This is a genomic window from Pseudomonadales bacterium, from assembly GCA_024234165.1.
In the GTDB taxonomy this organism is placed as follows: Bacteria; Pseudomonadota; Gammaproteobacteria; order Pseudomonadales; family UBA5518; genus UBA5518.
Genome location: JACKOP010000003.1, coordinates 209,751 through 228,685, shown reverse-complemented (window position 1 = coordinate 228,685; position 18,935 = coordinate 209,751). Strand labels below are relative to the sequence as shown.

At 63.2% G+C, this 18,935-nt stretch carries 15 protein-coding genes and 1 tRNA gene; 5 read left to right on the top strand and 11 right to left on the bottom strand.

Annotated elements, in window-relative coordinates; translation table 11 throughout:
• Positions 1 to 9: 9 nt before the first annotated feature.
• The 6 genes from H7A12_10385 to H7A12_10360 form a co-directional block, all read right to left on the bottom strand.
• Positions 10 to 297, bottom strand: coding sequence for a hypothetical protein (locus H7A12_10385; protein MCP5321217.1), 288 nt, complete (start codon positions 295 to 297; stop codon positions 10 to 12).
• A gap of 163 nt (positions 298 to 460) precedes the next feature.
• Positions 461 to 799, bottom strand: coding sequence for a P-II family nitrogen regulator (locus tag H7A12_10380; GenBank protein MCP5321216.1), 339 nt, complete (start codon positions 797 to 799; stop codon positions 461 to 463).
• 188 nt (positions 800 to 987) lie between these two features.
• A complete protein-coding gene (locus H7A12_10375; protein ID MCP5321215.1) occupies positions 988 to 1,464 on the bottom strand; it encodes a DUF4124 domain-containing protein in 477 nt (158 codons plus the stop codon).
• Positions 1,465 to 1,553: 89 nt separating this feature from the next.
• Positions 1,554 to 2,879, bottom strand: coding sequence for an ammonium transporter (locus tag H7A12_10370; protein MCP5321214.1), 1,326 nt, complete (start codon positions 2,877 to 2,879; stop codon positions 1,554 to 1,556).
• Positions 2,876 to 3,214, bottom strand: a complete 339-nt coding sequence (locus H7A12_10365) for a P-II family nitrogen regulator (GenBank protein MCP5321213.1) — start codon at positions 3,212 to 3,214, stop codon at positions 2,876 to 2,878. The genes H7A12_10370 and H7A12_10365 overlap by 4 nt, the downstream gene beginning before the upstream one ends.
• 51 nt (positions 3,215 to 3,265) lie before the next feature.
• A complete protein-coding gene (locus H7A12_10360; GenBank protein MCP5321212.1) occupies positions 3,266 to 3,985 on the bottom strand; it encodes a hypothetical protein in 720 nt (239 codons plus the stop codon).
• A gap of 284 nt (positions 3,986 to 4,269) precedes the next feature.
• Between H7A12_10360 and H7A12_10355 the strand changes: the two genes are divergently transcribed.
• Both H7A12_10355 and H7A12_10350 read left to right on the top strand, forming a co-directional pair.
• On the top strand, positions 4,270 to 4,530 hold the full coding sequence (locus H7A12_10355) for an accessory factor UbiK family protein (GenBank protein MCP5321211.1): 261 nt from the start codon (positions 4,270 to 4,272) through the stop codon (positions 4,528 to 4,530).
• Positions 4,531 to 4,572: 42 nt separating this feature from the next.
• A complete protein-coding gene (locus tag H7A12_10350; GenBank protein ID MCP5321210.1) occupies positions 4,573 to 6,105 on the top strand; it encodes a YifB family Mg chelatase-like AAA ATPase in 1,533 nt (510 codons plus the stop codon).
• Here the strand turns inward: H7A12_10350 and H7A12_10345 are convergent.
• Together H7A12_10345 and H7A12_10340 are read right to left on the bottom strand one after the other, a co-directional pair.
• Positions 6,092 to 7,834 (bottom strand): EAL domain-containing protein, encoded by a 1,743-nt coding sequence (locus H7A12_10345; GenBank protein ID MCP5321209.1) that lies wholly within the window; start codon positions 7,832 to 7,834, stop codon positions 6,092 to 6,094. The two genes, H7A12_10350 and H7A12_10345, sit on opposite strands and share 14 nt — an antisense overlap.
• A gap of 167 nt (positions 7,835 to 8,001) precedes the next feature.
• Positions 8,002 to 8,511: a cytochrome c5 family protein gene (locus H7A12_10340; protein ID MCP5321208.1), complete on the bottom strand. Its 510-nt coding sequence runs from the start codon at positions 8,509 to 8,511 to the stop codon at positions 8,002 to 8,004.
• A gap of 228 nt (positions 8,512 to 8,739) precedes the next feature.
• Here H7A12_10340 and H7A12_10335 point away from each other — a divergent pair.
• Positions 8,740 to 8,816: transfer RNA gene (locus H7A12_10335), tRNA-Arg, on the top strand.
• A gap of 49 nt (positions 8,817 to 8,865) precedes the next feature.
• Here the strand turns inward: H7A12_10335 and H7A12_10330 are convergent.
• Both H7A12_10330 and H7A12_10325 read right to left on the bottom strand, forming a co-directional pair.
• On the bottom strand, positions 8,866 to 10,713 hold the full coding sequence (locus H7A12_10330) for a HipA domain-containing protein (GenBank protein ID MCP5321207.1): 1,848 nt from the start codon (positions 10,711 to 10,713) through the stop codon (positions 8,866 to 8,868).
• 241 nt (positions 10,714 to 10,954) lie between these two features.
• Positions 10,955 to 11,425 carry a nuclear transport factor 2 family protein gene (locus tag H7A12_10325; GenBank protein ID MCP5321206.1) on the bottom strand — a complete coding sequence of 157 codons (471 nt, stop codon included), beginning with the start codon at positions 11,423 to 11,425 and terminating at the stop codon, positions 10,955 to 10,957.
• Between the two features lie 204 nt (positions 11,426 to 11,629).
• Here H7A12_10325 and H7A12_10320 point away from each other — a divergent pair, with 204 nt between their 5' ends.
• Complete coding sequence (locus H7A12_10320) at positions 11,630 to 14,026, top strand: TonB-dependent receptor (GenBank protein MCP5321205.1); 2,397 nt, start codon at positions 11,630 to 11,632, stop codon at positions 14,024 to 14,026.
• 249 nt (positions 14,027 to 14,275) lie between these two features.
• Positions 14,276 to 16,678 carry a TonB-dependent receptor gene (locus tag H7A12_10315; protein MCP5321204.1) on the top strand — a complete coding sequence of 801 codons (2,403 nt, stop codon included), beginning with the start codon at positions 14,276 to 14,278 and terminating at the stop codon, positions 16,676 to 16,678.
• Between the two features lie 55 nt (positions 16,679 to 16,733).
• Here H7A12_10315 and H7A12_10310 read toward each other — a convergent pair whose 3' ends face one another.
• Positions 16,734 to 18,842 carry a TonB-dependent siderophore receptor gene (locus H7A12_10310; protein MCP5321203.1) on the bottom strand — a complete coding sequence of 703 codons (2,109 nt, stop codon included), beginning with the start codon at positions 18,840 to 18,842 and terminating at the stop codon, positions 16,734 to 16,736.
• Positions 18,843 to 18,935: the final 93 nt, after the last annotated feature.

Sequence of the window (18,935 nt, the reverse complement as noted above, 5' to 3'; positions counted from 1 at the left end):
CTGCCGGCGTCAGGATACTTCGTCGCCCACGCTGGCAGTGATGATCGGCGGGCGCGCGCTGACGTTCGGTTCGACTTGCTCGATGCTTCCGCCTGCGGCGAGAAACGCCTGTATTTCCGCGTCGAGTTGATCGCGCAGCTTGCGGTGCGTCTCCGTAGAATGGAACTCGACCGGCTCTGGGCGCCCTGCCGATACCGGACCGGCGTCGGCTTCCGCATCCACCTCCGACTCTGACTCGACCTCGGCCTCGCTGGCCTCCGCATCCAGGTTATCGTCGTCTTCGTTCTCAACTGACATGACCAGCCCTTCCGATCTTCGACACGCAAGCCCGTTCCAACCGCGTCGCGACGCCGCCGCGATCCAATGCGCTTACTTATAGACCAGCAACGCAAGAGTCAAAAACTTTTTTGTTCGTGTGAGGTGATCTTCTTATGCCCGAACCCGATGCACGACTGCGGTGTCAGATTGCATCCGGCCCTGCCTCACCGGTGCGAATGCGGATCACCTGCTCGAGCGGCGTGACGAAGATCTTCCCGTCACCGATCTTGCCGGTATTCGCCGCCGCCCGGATGGCCTCGATCACGAGGTCGGTGCGCGCGTCGTCGATCGCTATCTCCAGCTTCACCTTCGGCAGGAAATCGACCACGTATTCCGCACCACGGTAAAGCTCCGTATGTCCTTTCTGGCGCCCGAAGCCCTTTACCTCGCTGACGGTCACACCCTGTACCCCGACATCCGACAGCGCAGAACGAACGTCGTCGAGCTTGAAGGGCTTGATGATCGCCGTGATCAGTTTCATCGCGTTTCTCCCCGGTCTTGTGGCAACGGCAAATGCAGAAGCAGCACAGTTTGCCGGATGCGAAGCACGCTGCGAAGAGCGAGCTTGCGCCAGCGAGCTTGCGCCAACCGAGAACCGGCGTTCGAGCCTCGCCGCACGCTGCGCAGCGTTCTGCGACAGTCCCCGCAGACCGGCAACTGCGGTGCGACTCACTGGCAATGCGCTGCAATCGTATCGGCGAGCTGGCTTTCGTAGCGGATACGCTCGTCGGCAGCGAGGATTTCCCGCTCGCCCTGCGCGTTGCGCCGTACCAGATAGGAGGAGTGGCGCGCATTTTCGAGCTCCTCGCGCAGCAGGGCACAGGACTGCTCGCGCTCGGCAGCTCGACTCGCTGCCTCGGCGGCCGCCGCCGCACGCTCGCGTCGCTCGGCATCCCACACCTCGAGCAGACGGCGACTGCGCTCACGATGCTGCTCCAGTTCGGGGTCTGCTTGCCCGGTCTGGCGCTGCGGCGCATCGATGCGCTCGAGCCGGCCTGCATCCTCCGGCACGCGGTCGCCGTAGTGGACACGGCCTTGCGCGTCGGTCCAGCGATAGATCTCGGCCCCGGCCGCTGCGGATGCGGATGCGGATGCGGATGCGGATGCGGCGACCGACAACAGCGTCGCGGCGAATACCCTGCGCATGCGTCACCTCCGGGCCCGGTCCGTCCTGCATGCGTCCAAGATAAAAAATGCGCCCCGCAGGGCGCAACAGGCGACGTACGGTTCGGGGATCAGAGGTTGTAGCCCCGCTCGTTGTGCAGCGCGATGTCGAGGCCAATCGTTTCCTCCTCGTCGCTGACGCGCAGCCCGAGGATCCGATCGACCAGCTTCAACAGCACGTAGCTCAGCACACCGGTGTAGATCACCGTGAACAGCACGCCCTTGGTCTGGATCCAGATCTGGGCCGGGATGTTTTCGACCGTGCCGAAGCCGCCAAGCGCCGGCGCCGCGAACGCTCCGGTCAGCAGCGCACCGACGATGCCGCCCACGCCGTGCACCCCGAAGACGTCGAGCGAATCGTCGTAGCCGAGCGCGCGCTTCAGGCGGGTGGCTGTGTAGAAGCACAGCACGCCCGAGGCCAGGCCGATCACCAGCGCGCCGGCCGGGCCGACGGTGCCGGCGGCCGGCGTGATCGCCACCAGGCCGGCGACCGCACCCGAGGCGATGCCGAGCACCGAGGGCTTGCCGTGGCTGGCCCACTCGGCGCACATCCAGCCCAGCGCGGCGGCCGCGGTGGCGATCTGCGTCACCGCCATCGCCATGCCGGCGGTACCGTTGGCGGCCACCGCCGAACCGGCGTTGAAGCCGAACCAGCCTACCCACAGCATCGAGGCGCCGACCAGCGTGAGCCCGAGGTTGTGCGGCGGCATCGCGGTGTACGGATAGCCCTTGCGCTTGCCGAGCACGAGGCAGGCGACGAGGCCCGCGATGCCGGCGTTGATGTGCACCACGGTGCCGCCGGCGAAGTCGAGCACGCCCCAGTCCCACATCAGCGCGCCGTCACCGCTCCAGACCATGTGCGCGATCGGCAGGTAACAGACCGTGACCCACAGCGCCATGAACAGCATCATCGCGGAGAACTTCATGCGCTCGGCGAAGGCGCCCACGATCAGCGCCGGCGTGATGATCGCGAAGGTCATCTGGAACATCACGAATACCGACTCCGGGATGCGGTACACCAGCGAATCCACGCCGAGCCCGGCGAGGAACGCCCGCGACAAGCCGCCCACGAAGGAGTTCAGGTTGGTGACACCCTTCTCCATGCCGGTGGTGTCGAAGGCCATGCTGTAGCCGAACACGGTCCACAGCACGCTGACCATCGCGGTGATCGCGAAGCACTGCATCAGCACCGACAGCACGTTCTTCGAACGCACCATGCCGGCGTAGAAGAGCGCGACGCCCGGGATCGTCATGAACAGCACCAGCGCCGTGGCGGTGAGCATCCAGGCCGTGTCACCCGAGTCGAGCGTCGGTGTGTCCTGGGCGAGCGCCAGCGCCGGCAGTGCCAGCAGCAGCGGCGCGCCAAGCGCGCGCGCACGTCGTGTCGAGGTCTTCATACCGCATCCTCCCCTGTTTCGCCGGTGCGGATCCGCACCGCCTGGTCCACCGGAAGCACGAAGATCTTGCCGTCGCCTATCTTGCCGGTGCGCGCCGCCCGCGCGACCGTCTCGATCACACGATCCACGAGCGCGTCAGCGACGACGATTTCGATTCGCACCTTGGGCAGAAAGTCGACCGCGTACTCGGCGCCACGATAGAGCTCGGTATGCCCTTTCTGGCGGCCGAAGCCCTTCACCTCGCTGACGGTGATCCCCTGCACACCGATCTCCGACAGCGCCTCGCGCACATCGTCGAGCTTGAAGGGTTTCACGATGGCCGTGATCATTTTCATGTTCGCTTCTCCTCGATGACGGCCCGCCGCCACGGCGGGCCGTGGTTGGTTTCAGAGCGACCGGCTGACCGAGAACACCACGCGCGCGTCGGCGTCGTCGGCGGCGACCCCGTAGAGATCGTCGATCGTCGTGTCCCAGTAGGTCAGCGCAAAATTGAAGCCGCCGACCGACTTGCCCAGTCCGATCGACCACTCGGTATATTCGTCCTCGCCGGGCTCGAACACCCCTTTCTCGCTCATCAGGTTCATCGCCGCGTGCAGCGACAGCGTCAGGTCGTAGGGCAGCGTGTGGGTGTAGTTCAGGTACGGGTAGTACAGTTTGACCTCGTCGCCGAGCGCCTCGGTGGTGCCGTCACCGATGTACTCGGGGGACCAGTTGAGCCCCGCCGTCAGGCCGCCCCATGTGAACGCGAGGACTGCCTCCACGTAGTCGAGCTGCGGATCACCGTCATAACCACAGTAGATGAAGCCGATCTTGTAGCTGCACGACGAGCAACCGAGCTGAGCCGTGTAGCCACCGTAGAAATCGAACTCGGCGCTCGCATCGGTGCCGAAGTTCACGTTCGACGCCCACACGCCGGCATAGATGCCGTTGTCGAAGGCGGCGTCGAAGCCGCCCTGGATCGCGGAGCGCTCCTGCGTCTGCGACACGCCGCGGAAGATGTAATCGGTGGCCAGCGTCACGTTGCCCGTGTACTTGCCGGCCTGCGCCACCGGGGCGCTCATCACCAGGGTGGCCGCCGCGAGCGTCACTATCGCTTTCAGTTGCATCGTCGTGTCTCCTTGCCTTGGGTTTCAGCGGCCGCACGAACTGTGCACACGCGTATCCGGCCGCTTCGAGCAGGTCACTGCACAGCATGTGCCAGTATTGAAAATTGCTTTTGAAAACACGCGCCATCCGTGATTCACCGAGTACGCACAAGGGTGCGGATGTGAATGCAACACGCTCGTGCGCACCATGGCGGTGCGCACGGTGGTGCCCGCGCGATCGCGGCGCGCGCACCGGCGCCGCAATCGTTTAGAATCGACCCCGGTCCGGTCCGGCGTGAACAGTGATGATCGAAGACAAGCTTCTGCGCAGCCTCGGCGATCAGCTCGGTCGCTTCATCGGCGACGCTGCGCTGCGCGAGGACATGCAGAAGAGTCTCGAAACGGTGACCCAGGGCGCGTTCGCGCGCCTCGATCTGGTGACTCGCGAACAGTTCGACGCCCAGATCGAACTGCTGCAACAAGCACGCGAGCAGATCGAGCGACTGGAGGAAGAACTCACGCGTGCTCAGCAGCGACTGACCGAACTGGAGCGTGACCGCGCGTAACACCGGCACGCAACCCGCTCACCATGCATCCAGGGACGGATCATGCAACTCGCCACCCTCTCCACCCGCGCCCAGATCGGTATCGCCGCACCTGCCGTTCGCGTCGAAGTCCATCTGTCGAGCGGCCTGCCACAGATCGCGATCGTCGGACTGCCGGAAGCGGCGGTGCGCGAGAGCAAGGACCGCGTGCGCAGTGCCATCCTCAATTCCCTGTTCGATTTTCCGCTCAGCCGGATCACGGTCAACCTGGCTCCTGCGGATCTGCCGAAGGACGGTGGCGGGCGCTACGACCTGCCGATCGCGCTCGGGATACTTGGTGCCTCGGGCCAGATCGGTCGCGAAGCGCTGGAGGGTTTCGAGTTCATCGGCGAACTTGCACTGAACGGCGACATCCGGCCCGTGTACGGCGCACTGCCTGCGGCGCTTGCCTGTCATGAAGCCGGACACACGCTGGTGCTGCCGGTGGCCAACGCGGCCGAGGCAGCGCGCATCCCCGGCGCCTGCGTGCTGCCGGCGCGCAATCTCCTCGAGGTATGCGCCCATCTGAACGGCCAGGTCCTGATCGAACCGCAGCGCGCGTTCGCCGAGCCCGAAGCTGCAGCAGGGTCGGACCTGGCAGACGTGCTGGGGCAGGAATGCGCCAAGCGCGCGCTGGCGGTGGCGGCGGCAGGCAGTTTGAACCTGTTGCTGAGTGGCCCACCCGGGACCGGCAAGACGATGCTCGCGAGCCGGCTGCCGGGAATCCTGCCGCCGCTGGACGACACCGAATGGCTGGAGGTCGCCTCGATCCGCTCGCTGGCGGGTTTCGACGAGATCGGCACACCGCGCGGTGCACGCCCGTTCCGCGCACCACATCGCTCGGCATCTGCGGTCGCGCTGGTCGGCGGCGGCAGCACACCACGACCGGGCGAGATCACCCTGGCGCACCACGGCGTACTGTTCCTCGACGAGCTGCCGGAGTGGCCGCGCCGCCTGCTGGAACTGCTGCGCGAGCCGCTGGAGTCGGGCAACATTGCAATCGCCCGCTCGGCACGGCGGGTGAATTTCCCGGCACGTTTCCAGCTCGTCGCCGCAATGAACCCCTGCCCCTGCGGGTATCTCGGTTCGGGCTTTCGCGACTGCCGCTGCACGCCCGAGCAGATCGCACGCTATCGGGACCGCCTCAGCGGCCCGTTGCTCGACCGTTTCGACATGCGGGTGGAGGTGTCTCGCCCCGGTGATGCGCTGTTCGACGCCGGCGCGACAGAGCGTGGCGAAGCGAGCGACACGATTCGCCAGCGCGTGATCGCAGCACGGGAACGCCAGCTGCTTCGCCAGCGGGCGACCAACAGCAGCCTCGGCGGGCGTGAGCTCGAACGCGTCGCACGGCTTGGACCGGACGATCACGAGTTGCTGGTGATGGCGACCAAACGCTGGGGTCTGTCGGCGCGTGCGTACCACCGGGTGTTGCGCGTGGCACGCAGCATTGCCGATCTGGAGGATTGCGCCGAAATCGGTTCCTCGCACCTCGCCGAAGCGCTGGGCTACAGGATGCGCGAGCGAGCGGGCAGCGAACCTGCCGTCACGCCAGGTTGAGACCGGCGCGAGCGAGCGGGTATGCCTCAGGCTGGATCTTGTGCATCAGGTCCGGGAACCGCAGCGGGCGCGAAAAATAATAGCCTTGCACCTGGTCGCAGGCATGTTCGCGCAGGAACCGCACCTGATCGGCGGTTTCGGCACCCTCGGCGATGACCACCAGCCCGAGGTTGTGCGCAAGGCTGATCATCGCCTTCACGATCGTCGCATCGTCCTGCGTCACCGGCAGATTCTTGACGAAACTGCGGTCGATCTTGAGCGCGCCGATCGGCAGCCGCTGGATGTGTGCAAACGACGAATATCCGGTGCCGAAATCATCGAGCGAGAATGTCGGCCCCAGCGCGCGGATCGCCTGCATGCAGTGCTCGGTGTGCTCGCCGTGCGCCATGATCGCGGTTTCTGTCAGTTCGAACTCGAGGCGGCGCGCATCGATGCCGGCGCCATCGATGATGTTGCCTACCGTCTGCGCGAACTTTTCGTCCGCAAACTGCTTGAAAGACAGGTTCACCGCGATGTGGAACGGATCGACGCCGTGCGCATCCAGCGTGCGCATGTCCTCGCAGGCCTGGTGCACCACCCAGTAGCCAAGCGGCACGATGAGCCCGATCTCTTCGGCGAGCGGGATGAAATCCGCCGGTGAAACCACCCCGCGTACCGGGTGGTTCCAGCGCAGCAACGCCTCGACCCCGGCGATGCGCTCATCGTCGAGCGCGATCCGCGGCTGGTAATACAGCTCGAACTCGCCGCGGCGCAAGGCGCGCCGCAGATCGGCTTCGAGGTACATCTGGTTCATCGCCTCGACGTTCATCTTTTCCGTGTAGAAGCGATACGCGCTGCCGCGCAAACCCTTGGCCTGGTACATGGCCATGTCGGCATGCTTGAGCAGCGCATCCACGGTGTCGCCTGCCTCGGGGTACACCGCAATGCCGATGCTCGCACCGACGAACACCTGCTGTGAATCGAGCATGACCGGACGCGATATCACGTCGATCGCCTTGCGCGCCACGTTCACGATGTCGGAAGTCGTCGCAACATCCTCGAGGATCACGGTGAATTCATCGCCGCCGATACGCGCCACCGAGTCGCTCTTGCGCATGCAATGGCTGAGGCGCTCTGCCACCGTCCGGATCAGTTCATCGCCAGCCTCGTGCCCCAGCGTGTCGTTGACCTGCTTGAAGCCGTCGAGATCGATGAAGAACAACGCCACGGTCTGCTGGGTACGCCGCGCACGCTCCAGTGCGCGTGCCAGTCGGTCCCGGAACAGGATGCGGTTGGGGATATTGGTCAGGGCATCGTAATGCGCCAGACGCGCCAGACGCGCCTCGGCACTCTTGCGCTCGATTGCGTAGCGCAGCGTGCGCTCGAGGACCTGTGAATCGATGCGCCCTTTCAACAGGTAATCGGATGCTCCGGAACGGATCGCCTCGCGGTCGACATTGCGATCCAGCTCGTCCGTCATCACGATGATCGGGACCGGTGCGCCCATCTGCATCGACTTGGCGACGATCGCCTGGCCACTGGCCCGATCACCCTGGTAGTCGAGCAGCACCACATCGTGCAGATCGGAGAAGATCGCATCGATCGCGTGCTCGGGCTGCCAGCACCAGGTGAGTTCATAGGCGCCGTGGCCGATCGCGTTCAGCAACTGGCCGATCAGCGCGTATTCGCCACGATCGCGATCGATCAGCAGCACGCGGATGGGTTTTTCACCGTGCGAACCGGAGTCCATGCGAGCTCAGCGTCGATGTTCTTGATGTTACTGACTGCCGGAAAGCCACGCCACGAGACGTGGAGCCGGCAGTTCGCCGAGGCCTACTTATAGTTGACACGGCAGGATTTCGCCATGTACGCCCTGAATTATTCCCATCCGCTGTCGGTCGGAGGTGGTCGCAGGGATCAGTTGATCCCGGCCGTCATGTGGTCGATCGCTGCCTGGAGCTCCTGCTCCGAACACGCGGCACAGGTGCCCTTGGGCGGCATGGCATTGAGTCCGTTGAGCGCATGCTTCAGCACCGTCTCCTTGCCCTGCGCCAGCCGTGGCCCCCACGCTGCGGCGTCACCCGGTTTCGGTGCACCGGCGAGGCCAGAGGTATGGCATACCGCGCAGGAAGCATTGAACACCTCGGCGCCACTGCGCCCGCTCGCAGCCACGGCTGCCGTGGTGGCTTCGGCAGCAGCCGGCTCGGCAGGCGCCACTGCGGCAACGCCCGCTTCATCCGCAGTGGCGGTTTCAGCCGCTGCTGGTTCGGCGACGGGTTCCGACGCTGCCGCTACGGCGGGCGTCGCCTCCACTGGGCACGGCTGGCCTTCGATACAGACGGCACCGACCGGCTTGATGCGCTCGATGATGTCACGCTCGCCATCGTCGGCAGCGAAGCTGGACATTGCACCGGCAGCGATGAACATGCCGAGGGCGGCAACGCGGAATGGGCGCTTGATTGACACGGGCGAACCTCTGCTGTGTAGCGTGACGGGGTGTACCGGCAGCGTGCCGGCGCCATGAAACGCCGGCGATTATAGCCAGATGCCGCGAACACGGGGAACCGCCACCCACAGCCACATCGCAAATCGCGATGGACGCACCCGGAGGCACGCGGGTATCATCGCGGCCCCATCCGGCTTTACCCGTGTGTTGCGCCCGTAGCTCAGCTGGATAGAGCGCTGCCCTCCGGAGGCAGAGGTCAGGGGTTCGAATCCCTTCGGGCGCGCCAATTACTGCAACGCGTACCACCCAGTGCGCTGTCCGACCTGCCGGCGCTGCTAGTCGAAATCGGCGACCCTCGCACGACAGATTTCCATTGCCCGGGCGACCGTCGCACGCGCCTCAGGGCTCAATTGCAGAGCTGTAGGAATTGCAAGCCCATCCAGTGCTGGCGACATGCGCTGGAGCACATCGTCAATAGTGCCCTGGGCATCTCCCGCCCGCAGGCCAGAGAGCGTTGCCAATCCCACGAAGTCTGCGCGGCGCAAACGCTCGTCCTTACCTCCCAGTTTCAGAGCCATGCGATCGTGGTGCAGACCCGGGAATACACGCGTGGTCAGCGTATCGTAGACCGGCGCAATGGTGACCCGCCGGAATGCCGTTTCGCCGCTGTATCCCGTTTTCAGGAACGCCATGTTCTTCAGGTGCATGTCACCGTCGGCGATCAGCCATGTGAACAGCACACGGCGCAGCAGCACGAGCAGGTCCGTATCCGGAGATGTCGATAATGCGCGCACTGCCTTGGCCACGCGCTCGATGGTGCCCGTGTATTTGTCGTGAGGATCCAGATCCAGGACGGAACACATATCTTCCATCGCCAGCCATCGGGGATCATCAGGCTGTTCATGGATGTCGAAGCGCTCCACGACCAGCGCTGGTGGCATCCCATCCGGCATGCGCAGGAGCACGGCATCCGGCACATCGAGGCCAACGCCGCGGGCAAGCGTCAAGCCGATCCACTCCACCAACGGCAGCGACTCATACCCGCCGGTTCCCGCAGGTTTGAGAATGTGCGTGAATGGCAATTCGATACTCGGGGAAAGCGCTCCATCCGTACCCAGGTGCATCGGGGCCTTGATCTGCACGCCGGAGAGGCGCGGTGTCTGCGCATTCTCAAACAATGCTGCGAGTCGGTGTTCGAAGTCACTCTCGATGGCACTTCTTCCAGGACCGGCATAGGTACCGATGAAGATGCCATCCGCGTTGAATCGCTCCAGCTTGTTCGCCAGGATATCGGCGGGCAGTTTCGCCAGTTCCTCCTCGGTGGAAGCGACCGTGATGTTCGACATGTAGCGTTTGCCAGACCGCAGGAGCGCGCGCTCGTCGCTGCCGTCCTTCAGCACGGATTCGAGCCAACCCTCGGGCAGCAACGACACGATGAATGGCGATAGTTTCCCAGGTACCGTCTGGCGCACCACTTGGGGCAAAGCCGGTTCATCCTGCCTGGCAGACCAGCGCCATTCGAAACCGTCATGGGCCAGCCTGCCAATGGGGCGCCCATGCCATGCCACCTGGAGATCGAATGCCGCCTCGTTCCTTGTGGTGACCACTGCGGGTCGATTCACCAGGAACTTCTCGGCACCCTCACCTTCCCGATACCACTCGTTCTCGCGGGCCAGTGCCCACACGGCATCACTGGCCGCCTTGGGGTTACCGTACTCCTCGATGAGGCGCGCCGCGAGTGCCTCCCGCATATCCGTGTCGATCGCGGCCGCGTGCTCGCTGCGCAGGCGAAATGCCTCCAGGAACCGCTGGCGAACAGCCGAAACGGGGACACTCATCTCGCCCATGCTGTCCGCCACCATGGCATTGGCCACCGAGGGGTGCGCCGGTGCCTTGTTCTGGACGATCTCCAGGGAGCGTATCCGTGTCCGCTGGACACGCCGGCCTGACAGGTACAGGCGTCCATCGCGATTGGGAGCGAGCAGGATGGCACTCGCACTCGACAGATAGGCTTTGGGATAGAGGTAGCGAGCGATCCGGACAGCGTGCTTCAGGACCGTCTGATCGACGTCTTCATCCGCATCGACGTAGACGCCCCGCATGAGTTGGACGAGCTTGCCCGTCCCCGCCAGATAGTGGCTACGAGCCTTGTCGATCGTCTCACCAACCAGTTCAAGAGACATTTTCTAACTTTTTCGTGTTTCAAGTACGAAAAAGTTATACAAAAGACCAACCATGCGCAAGAGAATTCTAACTTTTTCGTGTTTTAGATACGGATAGGTCATAACTACCGCCTCGGGTGAGCCTTCCCGACCGGAAATCTCCGGATTGCTCCATCCGTTTCCATCCGATTAGGGAAAGTGAATTGGGACGGCCATAGCTTCGGCTCGCAGTCGCGGTCCCGGGCGCGCCATTCCACCACCATCAGCGACGTCTGAAATCGAAACCGTTGTCGGTGCTCTCGAATACCCCCTGCTCGCGACGACGCGCGATGCGCCAGCCCTGTTCGGTACGCCGGTAGTCGACCTCGTAGTAACCGCCGATGACGCCCTGGCTGGTATGCCCGCCGTCACCGCGATGCACATGGCGGAACTCGAAAAAGATCAACGCGCCCGCCGTATCACCCGCGATCTGCAGTCGTGGCGGGTGCATGAAATGGATCCCCATCCAGTTCTGATGGATGGTTTCGCAAAAGCCCTGCAACTCGACATGGCCCCGAGCGATGAATTCGGGTCTGGGACCGACCGCGAGCATCTCGAAGCTGCCGTCTGCGGCAAACAGTTCTGCCCATTCGCGGGCACGTCCGAAGTCCCAATGGGCCGCGTAGTCCGCCTCCAGATCAAGCAGCGCGAAACGGTCTTCGATGGCCTGCAGACGATGCGTCAGATCCGACATGTTCGATTCTCCTTGATGAATCCGTCAGGGCAACCCGTTGCAGCAAATGCGTACCGGCCTGCCTGACGCGAGCGTCCGACACGAACCGGTTCCGCATGCGTGCATTCAACTGGACAATCGGGGCGTTGCCAATATACTCGGCATGACGGTCAACCGTCTTGACTTTCAAGGAAGACAAACAAACGAGCCGAACGAGGAGGCCCCATGCCAAACAACAGGAATGCACCCGTATCCCGGCCCACCCTGCTGCGCCGTGCAATCGCGATAGGCGCAGCGACAGCGCTGGCTGCTCCGGTGCTCGCCCAAGGCAAGATCGAGGAGATCGTGGTAACGGCGCAGAAGCGGGTCGAGAACGTGCAGGAAGTACCCATTGCGATCACGACGCTGAGCACGGCGCAACTGGAAACCGAGGGGATCTTCGACTTCGACGATATCGTCGGTTCGGTACCCAGCCTGATGCAGACGCCGTATCCGTCGGCAAACATCCTGATCCTCTATATGCGCGGCCAGGGTGTTTCCGACCCGATGCAGATCACCGCCGACGGCTCGGTCGGCCTGTACCTCGACGGTCACTACATTGCGCGACCGCAGGGGGCCTTGTTCGACCTGGCCGATACCGAGCGCATCGAGGTGCTGCGCGGACCGCAGGGCACCCTCTACGGCCGCAACACCACCGGTGGCGCCATCAACCTGATCACCCGCAAGCCAAGCGGCGAATTTGGCTTCAAACAGAACCTCTCCATCGGCAGCCGTGACCTCGTGCGCAGCCTGACCACGATCGATCTGCCGCAGGTGTACGGCGTATCGAGCAAGGTAACGGTCCTGCGCAAGACCCAGGATGGTTTTGTCAAAAACCTCGGTGGCCAGCCGAACATCCCCGGTCCCGACTTCTGGAGGAAGCGCAACTACCGGACCGGCCTGATGGAGGATATCGGCAGCAGGCACGATTTCGGTGGTGAAACCGACGAAATTGCCGGGCGGGTGGCACTGCACTGGAGTCCGTGCAACTGCGATACCTTCGACGTGGATTACGCGTATGACGTCGGCTCGCAGGATTCGACACCGATTTACTACCAGGCAACCCTGCCAGCCATGGCATTCATTTATCCGGGATACAAGCTTGGCAATCGCCCCGCGGGTCACACCTACCGCCCGCTCGACCTCCCGGTCACCAAGACTCACTTCAAGGGCCATGGCCTGACCCTGACCTGGCAGGCTGCCGACAACCTGACCATCAAGTCGCTGACTGGTTACCGTGACCTCGGTTTCAACGCGCCTTCCGAGAAGGCGGAAGCCTTCACCGTCACCTCATACTCGATCGACAAGATCAACAGCCACGAGTTTTCGCAGGAGTTCCAGTTCATCGGCAACGTGGGCGATTCGATCGACTACGTCGCCGGTCTCTACTATTTCCACGAAAACTCCAATCACTTCCAGTATCGGGGAGGCGACCTGCGTCGAATCGCGCGAGGAACCTGGACCTGGAGTGATCGCTTCGTCACCTCGGAGACGACCTCGCACGCCGCCTACGGGCAGTTGACGTGGACCCCCCCCGTACTGGACAACCGTCTCGACCTTACCTTCGGCGGGCGCTTGACCAAGGACCGACGCAAGGCCCGTCGCGACTTCGTACTGTACAACCGCGCGGACCCACTCCATGGCGCGCCCGTGATAGCGGAATCAGGACTTGGCAACAGCCAGTCCTTCTCGCGGTTCAATCCAGCCTTCATCGTCAGCTACGACTGGAGCGATACCGTCAACAGTTATGCCAAGGTCACAACCGGTTACAAGGCGGGCGGCTCCTCTGAAGGCGCTGGACCTGGGCGCTTCGACCAGACGTTCAAGCCTGAAGACGTAACGACCTGGGAGTTTGGCCTGAAGTCGGATTGGCTCGACAACAGCCTGAGGCTCAACGCGGCAGCGTTCTACAGCCAGTTCGACGACATGCAACTGGCGTTCGTCGCAGACCCCATCGACACGTCCATCATCCAGGCCTACAACGCCGGCAAGGCGATCATGAAGGGGGCCGAACTCGAACTGACCTGGCTGCCGATCACCGACCTGCAGTTGAAGCTCGATTACACGTGGCTCGACCCCCGATTCGACGAGGTCAAGGTACGCGCCGGCACCATCTTCGATCCGGCGGTGAACAGGCTGTCGCCCTATTCGATAGGGGAAGATATCAAGGATCTGTTCGTGATGCCTTACGCACCGCGCAACAGCTACCACGCCTCGGTGGACTATACGTTCTGGCGCTTCGAACAGGCGGAACTGTCGCTGAACCTGAACTATCATTACCAGTCCGACAACTACCTGACGGCACCGGCAGGGAAAAAGGTTCCGGGGCGCGAAAACTACCGCCAGGAGTCCCACGGCATACTGAACGCGCGCCTAGCCGCCGACTTCAAGTTGCCACAGGACCACCGCCTGCAGGTGGCTGTATGGGGACGCAACATCACCGAAAAGGAATATCGCACGCACATGATCGGACTGGGCGGAGGAGCGGTGGCGACGCCTTACTCCGGATTTGGCTACACGTTTGCGGCAGTGGCATGGTCCGAGCCTGCAACCTACGGGATGGACCTGATCTTCTCGTACTGAACACCAGACCACGCGAACCCGGCCACCGGAAAACGAGGCGGCCGGCATTGCAATCACCGGCGGCAAATGACATGCGCAGTGCACAGATTGTTCGGGTTCACTCTTCCGGGACAGGAACTCGCGCGTGCCAACCTTCAACCCATAACAAACCAGACTGTCACATGACATCCAGGGCAACCGTTGCCATGTCGCTCGTTTGGCAACGGCGACGGGACCTGTTCAATGCACCCATTCAACGGAGACATCACCATGCTCAGTAACCGTATTCGGCACCTTCCGCGCACCCGCCACCTGTCCCGGGCGATCGCACTGGGTGCGTCGACCCTGATCACCGCCTCGGCTCTGGCCCAGGGGCAGATCGAGGAAGTGGTGGTCACGGCGCAGAAGCGCGTCGAAAGCCAGCAGGAAGTGCCGATCGCGATCACGACCCTGTCGAGCGCGACCATCGAGAAGCAGGGGATCTACAACTTCACCGATATCGTCAAGACGGTCCCCAGCCTGTCCGAGACGGCGTACCCCTCGTCGAACATGCTGATCCTGTACATGCGCGGGCAGGGCGTTTCCGACCCGATGCAGGTCACCGCCGACGGCTCGGTCGGCCTGTACGTCGATGGGCATTATGTCGCACGCCCGCAGGGTGCACTGTTCGATATCGCCGACACCGAGCGCGTCGAGGTACTGCGCGGGCCGCAAGGCACCCTGTACGGACGCAACACCACCGGGGGTGCCATCAACCTGGTCACCCGCAAGCCAGGCGGCGAATTCGGCTTCAAGCAGAGCCTGTCGATGGGCAGCCGCGATTTCGTGCGCAGCCTGTCCGTGATCGATCTGCCGGAGGTCGGCGATGTATCGAGCAAGGTCTCGATCCTGTCGAAAAAGGAGGACGGTTACGTCAAGAACCTCGGCAACTCGCACGATTACGGTGAAACCGACGAGATCGCCGGTCGAGTCGCGCTGCACTGGAGCCCGGCCGAGCACCTCGACGTCGACTACGCACTCGACGTCGGCTCGCAGGACTCGACGCCCATCTATTACGCGTCAACCAGGCCCACCAATCCCTATTACGCCTATGGATTCGCGATGATCCCGGGCTACATCTACGGAAACGACCCGACGGGCCACACCTACCGTCCGATCGACCTGCCACGCAGCACGCTGGATTTCGAGGGACACGGCCTGACACTGACCTGGGAAGCGAGCGAGCACCTGACGATCAAGTCGCTCACCAGCTACCGGCAGATCGAGTTCGACGCCTACCAGGATTACGCCGAGGCCTTCGGGGTACCCGGGCATTCGTGGGATGGCATCGACAACCATCAGTTTGCACAGGAATTCCAGTTCATCGGTAATGTGGGCGACTCGATCAACTACGTGGCCGGTCTGTTCTACTTCAAGGAACAGTCCAACCATCAGCAGATCTGGGTGATGGATCTCACGGGCGTACCCAACGTCTGGATCAATTCGGTCAAGGATCGCGACACCGATGCAGAATCCAAATCCCACGCCGCCTACGCCCAGGTCACGTGGACTCCGCCCATCCTCGACGACAAGCTCGACCTCACGCTCGGCGCCCGCTTTACCAAGGACAAGCGCAGCGCGAGCCGCAACCTGATCGTCGACGTCGTTCCTCCCACCGGCTCGCCGATACCGGAACTGGCCCTGAGCGCGGTCAAGCACAGTTACCGGCCCAACCGGGCTCGTCTGGCTATCCCGGGTTATTCGCTGTACGACATCGCGAGCAACAAGCAATCCTCTTCGCGCTTCAATCCCGCAGTCACGGCCAACTACAGCTGGACCGATACGATCAACAGCTATGCCAAGGTCTCGACCGGCTACAAGGCAGGCGGCTCGTCCGAGGGCGCGCCTCCTGGCCTGTTCAACTCGACCTACGGTGCCGAGGACGTGACCACTTACGAGCTGGGCCTGAAATCCGACTGGCTCGACCGCAGCCTGCGCGTCAACGCAGCCGTGTTCTACAGCAAGTTCGAGGACATGCAGCTCGTCTTCGTTGCCGACGCCACCGACGCCTCGCTGACCATGGGCTACAACGCCGGCAAGGCAAACGTGACCGGTGCAGAACTCGAGGTAACCTGGCTGCCGACCAGCGACCTGATGTTCAACATCAACTATGCCTATCTGGACCCGAAATTCGACACGGTGGACGTGATTCCGGGCACCATCTTCGATCCGGCAGTGAATCCGGCGTCCCCTTACACCCTCGGCGCGAACATCAAGGACGTGTTCGTGGTGCCTTACGCTCCGCGTGATACCGTGTTCGTGTCGATGGACTACACGTTCTGGCATCTGGCCAACGGCGATGTATCGCTCAACCTGAACTACCACCATCAGTCGGAGAACTACATCTCGGCTCCGGCAGGATCGGGAGTGCCGGGGCGCGAGAACTACCGCCAGGATGCCTACGGCGTGATGGATGCGCGTATCACGCTGGATCTGGATCTGCCGGACGACCGCACCCTGCAGCTTGCCGTGTGGGGCCACAACATCGCCAACCGCGAATACAAGAATTCGATGATCGGACAAGGCGGCCCGGGTGCCGTCGCGGTGGGCTATCAGCCGGCAGGCTACTCGTTCGCGGCGACGTCGTGGGCTCCACCGCCGAGCTACGGCGCCGAAGTCATCTTCACGTACTGAGCCCCTGACCTGACCGGTGCGGTTGCCAGCGTTGCTGTGACCGCACCGGCTTTCCTTACAACCTGAAGCGCACACCCGCCTCGAACGAGCGTTCCGGTCCCACGTAGATACCCTGGCGCAAGCCGGTGATGTAGCGCTTGTCGCCGAGGTTCTTGACCGCACCGAACAGCGTGAACCGCTCGCTGAATTCGTACTGGGCGCTCAGATCGACCACCGTGTACGAGGGGATCTCGCCGCCCCAGATGCGGCTGTCCGCGGTGGCGGGCAGGTCGCGTCGATTGCTCGGATCACCGAACTGCGAACCGTTGTAGTGCACGCTGAGCGCTGCGCTCAGCGCGTCACGACCGTAGTTCAGTGCCAGGTTTGCCATGCGCTTCGGCGAATACGGAATGCGGTTGCCACGGTTCTCGCCGCTACGGAATTCCGAGTCGGGCACCCAGGTCGCATTGGCGTCGATGCTGAAGCCTGCACCGAGCTCGTAGCCGAGCACCACCTCCATGCCCCGGTGACGGGTCTTGCCGGCGTTCGACTGCGACAGCAGCGGGTTGCTGTTGCCGGTTACCACCTGGTTGTCGAAATCCATGTAGAACGCGGCCATTTCATAGTTCAGTGCACCGCGGGCACCACGCACACCGGCCTCGTAATTCAGCGAACGCTCACCGTCGAGGTTCTGGTCAGTCAGGCCGTCGAGGGCCACACCGTTCGACGCCGGTGAGAAGGCCTTGTAGACACCGCCGTAGAGCTGTGCGGAGTCGCTCAGCTCGAAGGTGGCCCCCACGCCGGGCAGCACCTCGATGTTGCTCGTGGTGGCCGACGCACCGTTGCTGCTCAGCACACGCCGATCCTGCTCGTAGGATTCGATGCGCAGGCCCGGCGTGACGGCAAGGCGGTCGCTGATCACGAAGCGGTTCTGCACATAGCCGGCGAGGCTGTCGGCGGAATCGACGATATGCTGGTCGGTCACGCCGGTGCGATCCGCCGCACGGGTGGCGCGCACGCGGCGATCATCGGATTCTTCCTTCATGAAGCGCAGTCCGAATTCCGCCTGGTTCTCGACGCCGAACAGGGTGTGATCGAGCATCAGACGCGTCTCGACACCGTAGCGCTCGAAACTGCGGTTGTTGCCAGTCAGCGTATTCGTATACACCCAGCGACCGGCCGCATTCGACGCTCCCGCATCGACGCTGTAGCGCCAGTAATCACGGGTCATATCGCTCCAGTACACCAGGGTCTTCAGCGTCGCGCGCTCGCCGAGCGTCCACTCGTGATTGAGGTCGAAGGCGCTGCGATCGGTGAGAAAGTAGTCGTCAGGGGCCGGGTTGTAGCTGCGTCCGGCCCGGTAATCCCCGAGCAGCAGGCCGCGATAGGAAATGTTCGCGTCGTTCTCGTAATACGAAAACTTCAATCCCAGCGCGTGCTCGTCGTTGAAGCGAACACCGGCCTTCGCCATCAGGTCGGACATCTCGTAGTCCTTGTGCATGAAGCCGTCGCTCTTCGCATAGGTGGCGACGATGCCGGCAAAGGCGTCTTCCGAACGGGTGCGGCCACCCGCCTCGACGCTTGCTTCATGCGTACTGAACGAACCCGTGCGCACCGACACCAGCACACCGTCGTCGGGTGTCTTGGTGCGATAGTTGATCACACCGCCGATCGTGGACGGCCCGTAGCGCAACGATGCCGAACCCTTCAGCACCTCGATGCTCTCGACGCGCTGGATGCGCGGATTGAAGTAGCGTGTGTTGCCGACGAACAGCCCCGGGGCCACTGGCACCCCGTCCTCGAGGATCAGCGACTTCGTCTCGCTGGATGACAGCCCGCGAATCCCGACGTTGGAGACGATCGAAGTCTCCTCCTCGCTCTTGACGTTGATGCCCGGGACGCGGCGCAGTACGTCCTCGGTGGACAGCGGCTGGATCATCTCGAGCTGCTTGTGGTCGATCAGCACCACGCTGCCGGTCATTTTCGACACGTCTTCCAGACGCTTGCCGACCACCTCCATCTCGGGCATCGGCACGCCCCGATCGCGTGTGGGCGCGGGCTGGGCCATCGCGGTGGCGGACAGCAGCGCGGTGGCGACGGCGACGGCAAGGTGTTGCTGCGAACGGAACGGGTGGCCTGAGGTCACGAAGTCATCTCCGAAAGGTTGTATCGATGTGGCGGGCATTGCGCCGAGACGGGATCGGTGACTCGCCCCAACGCAGGAGGGCGCAATTCAAGACTTGATGCGAATGATTGTCAATACCGGAAGGGTCGGGTC

Coding starts and splice junctions, on each gene's coding strand:
- H7A12_10350 (MCP5321210.1), top strand. CDS start 4,573: ATGCAACTCGCCACCCTCTCCACCCGCGCCCAGATCGGTATCGCCGCA.
- H7A12_10355 (MCP5321211.1), top strand. CDS start 4,270: ATGATCGAAGACAAGCTTCTGCGCAGCCTCGGCGATCAGCTCGGTCGC.
- H7A12_10325 (MCP5321206.1), bottom strand. CDS start 11,425: ATGTCGGATCTGACGCATCGTCTGCAGGCCATCGAAGACCGTTTCGCG.
- H7A12_10370 (MCP5321214.1), bottom strand. CDS start 2,879: ATGAAGACCTCGACACGACGTGCGCGCGCGCTTGGCGCGCCGCTGCTG.
- H7A12_10360 (MCP5321212.1), bottom strand. CDS start 3,985: ATGCAACTGAAAGCGATAGTGACGCTCGCGGCGGCCACCCTGGTGATG.
- H7A12_10320 (MCP5321205.1), top strand. CDS start 11,630: ATGCCAAACAACAGGAATGCACCCGTATCCCGGCCCACCCTGCTGCGC.
- H7A12_10385 (MCP5321217.1), bottom strand. CDS start 297: ATGTCAGTTGAGAACGAAGACGACGATAACCTGGATGCGGAGGCCAGC.
- H7A12_10340 (MCP5321208.1), bottom strand. CDS start 8,511: ATGTTCATCGCTGCCGGTGCAATGTCCAGCTTCGCTGCCGACGATGGC.
- H7A12_10365 (MCP5321213.1), bottom strand. CDS start 3,214: ATGAAAATGATCACGGCCATCGTGAAACCCTTCAAGCTCGACGATGTG.
- H7A12_10315 (MCP5321204.1), top strand. CDS start 14,276: ATGCTCAGTAACCGTATTCGGCACCTTCCGCGCACCCGCCACCTGTCC.
- H7A12_10310 (MCP5321203.1), bottom strand. CDS start 18,842: ATGCCCGCCACATCGATACAACCTTTCGGAGATGACTTCGTGACCTCA.
- H7A12_10375 (MCP5321215.1), bottom strand. CDS start 1,464: ATGCGCAGGGTATTCGCCGCGACGCTGTTGTCGGTCGCCGCATCCGCA.
- H7A12_10380 (MCP5321216.1), bottom strand. CDS start 799: ATGAAACTGATCACGGCGATCATCAAGCCCTTCAAGCTCGACGACGTT.
- H7A12_10345 (MCP5321209.1), bottom strand. CDS start 7,834: ATGGACTCCGGTTCGCACGGTGAAAAACCCATCCGCGTGCTGCTGATC.
- H7A12_10330 (MCP5321207.1), bottom strand. CDS start 10,713: ATGTCTCTTGAACTGGTTGGTGAGACGATCGACAAGGCTCGTAGCCAC.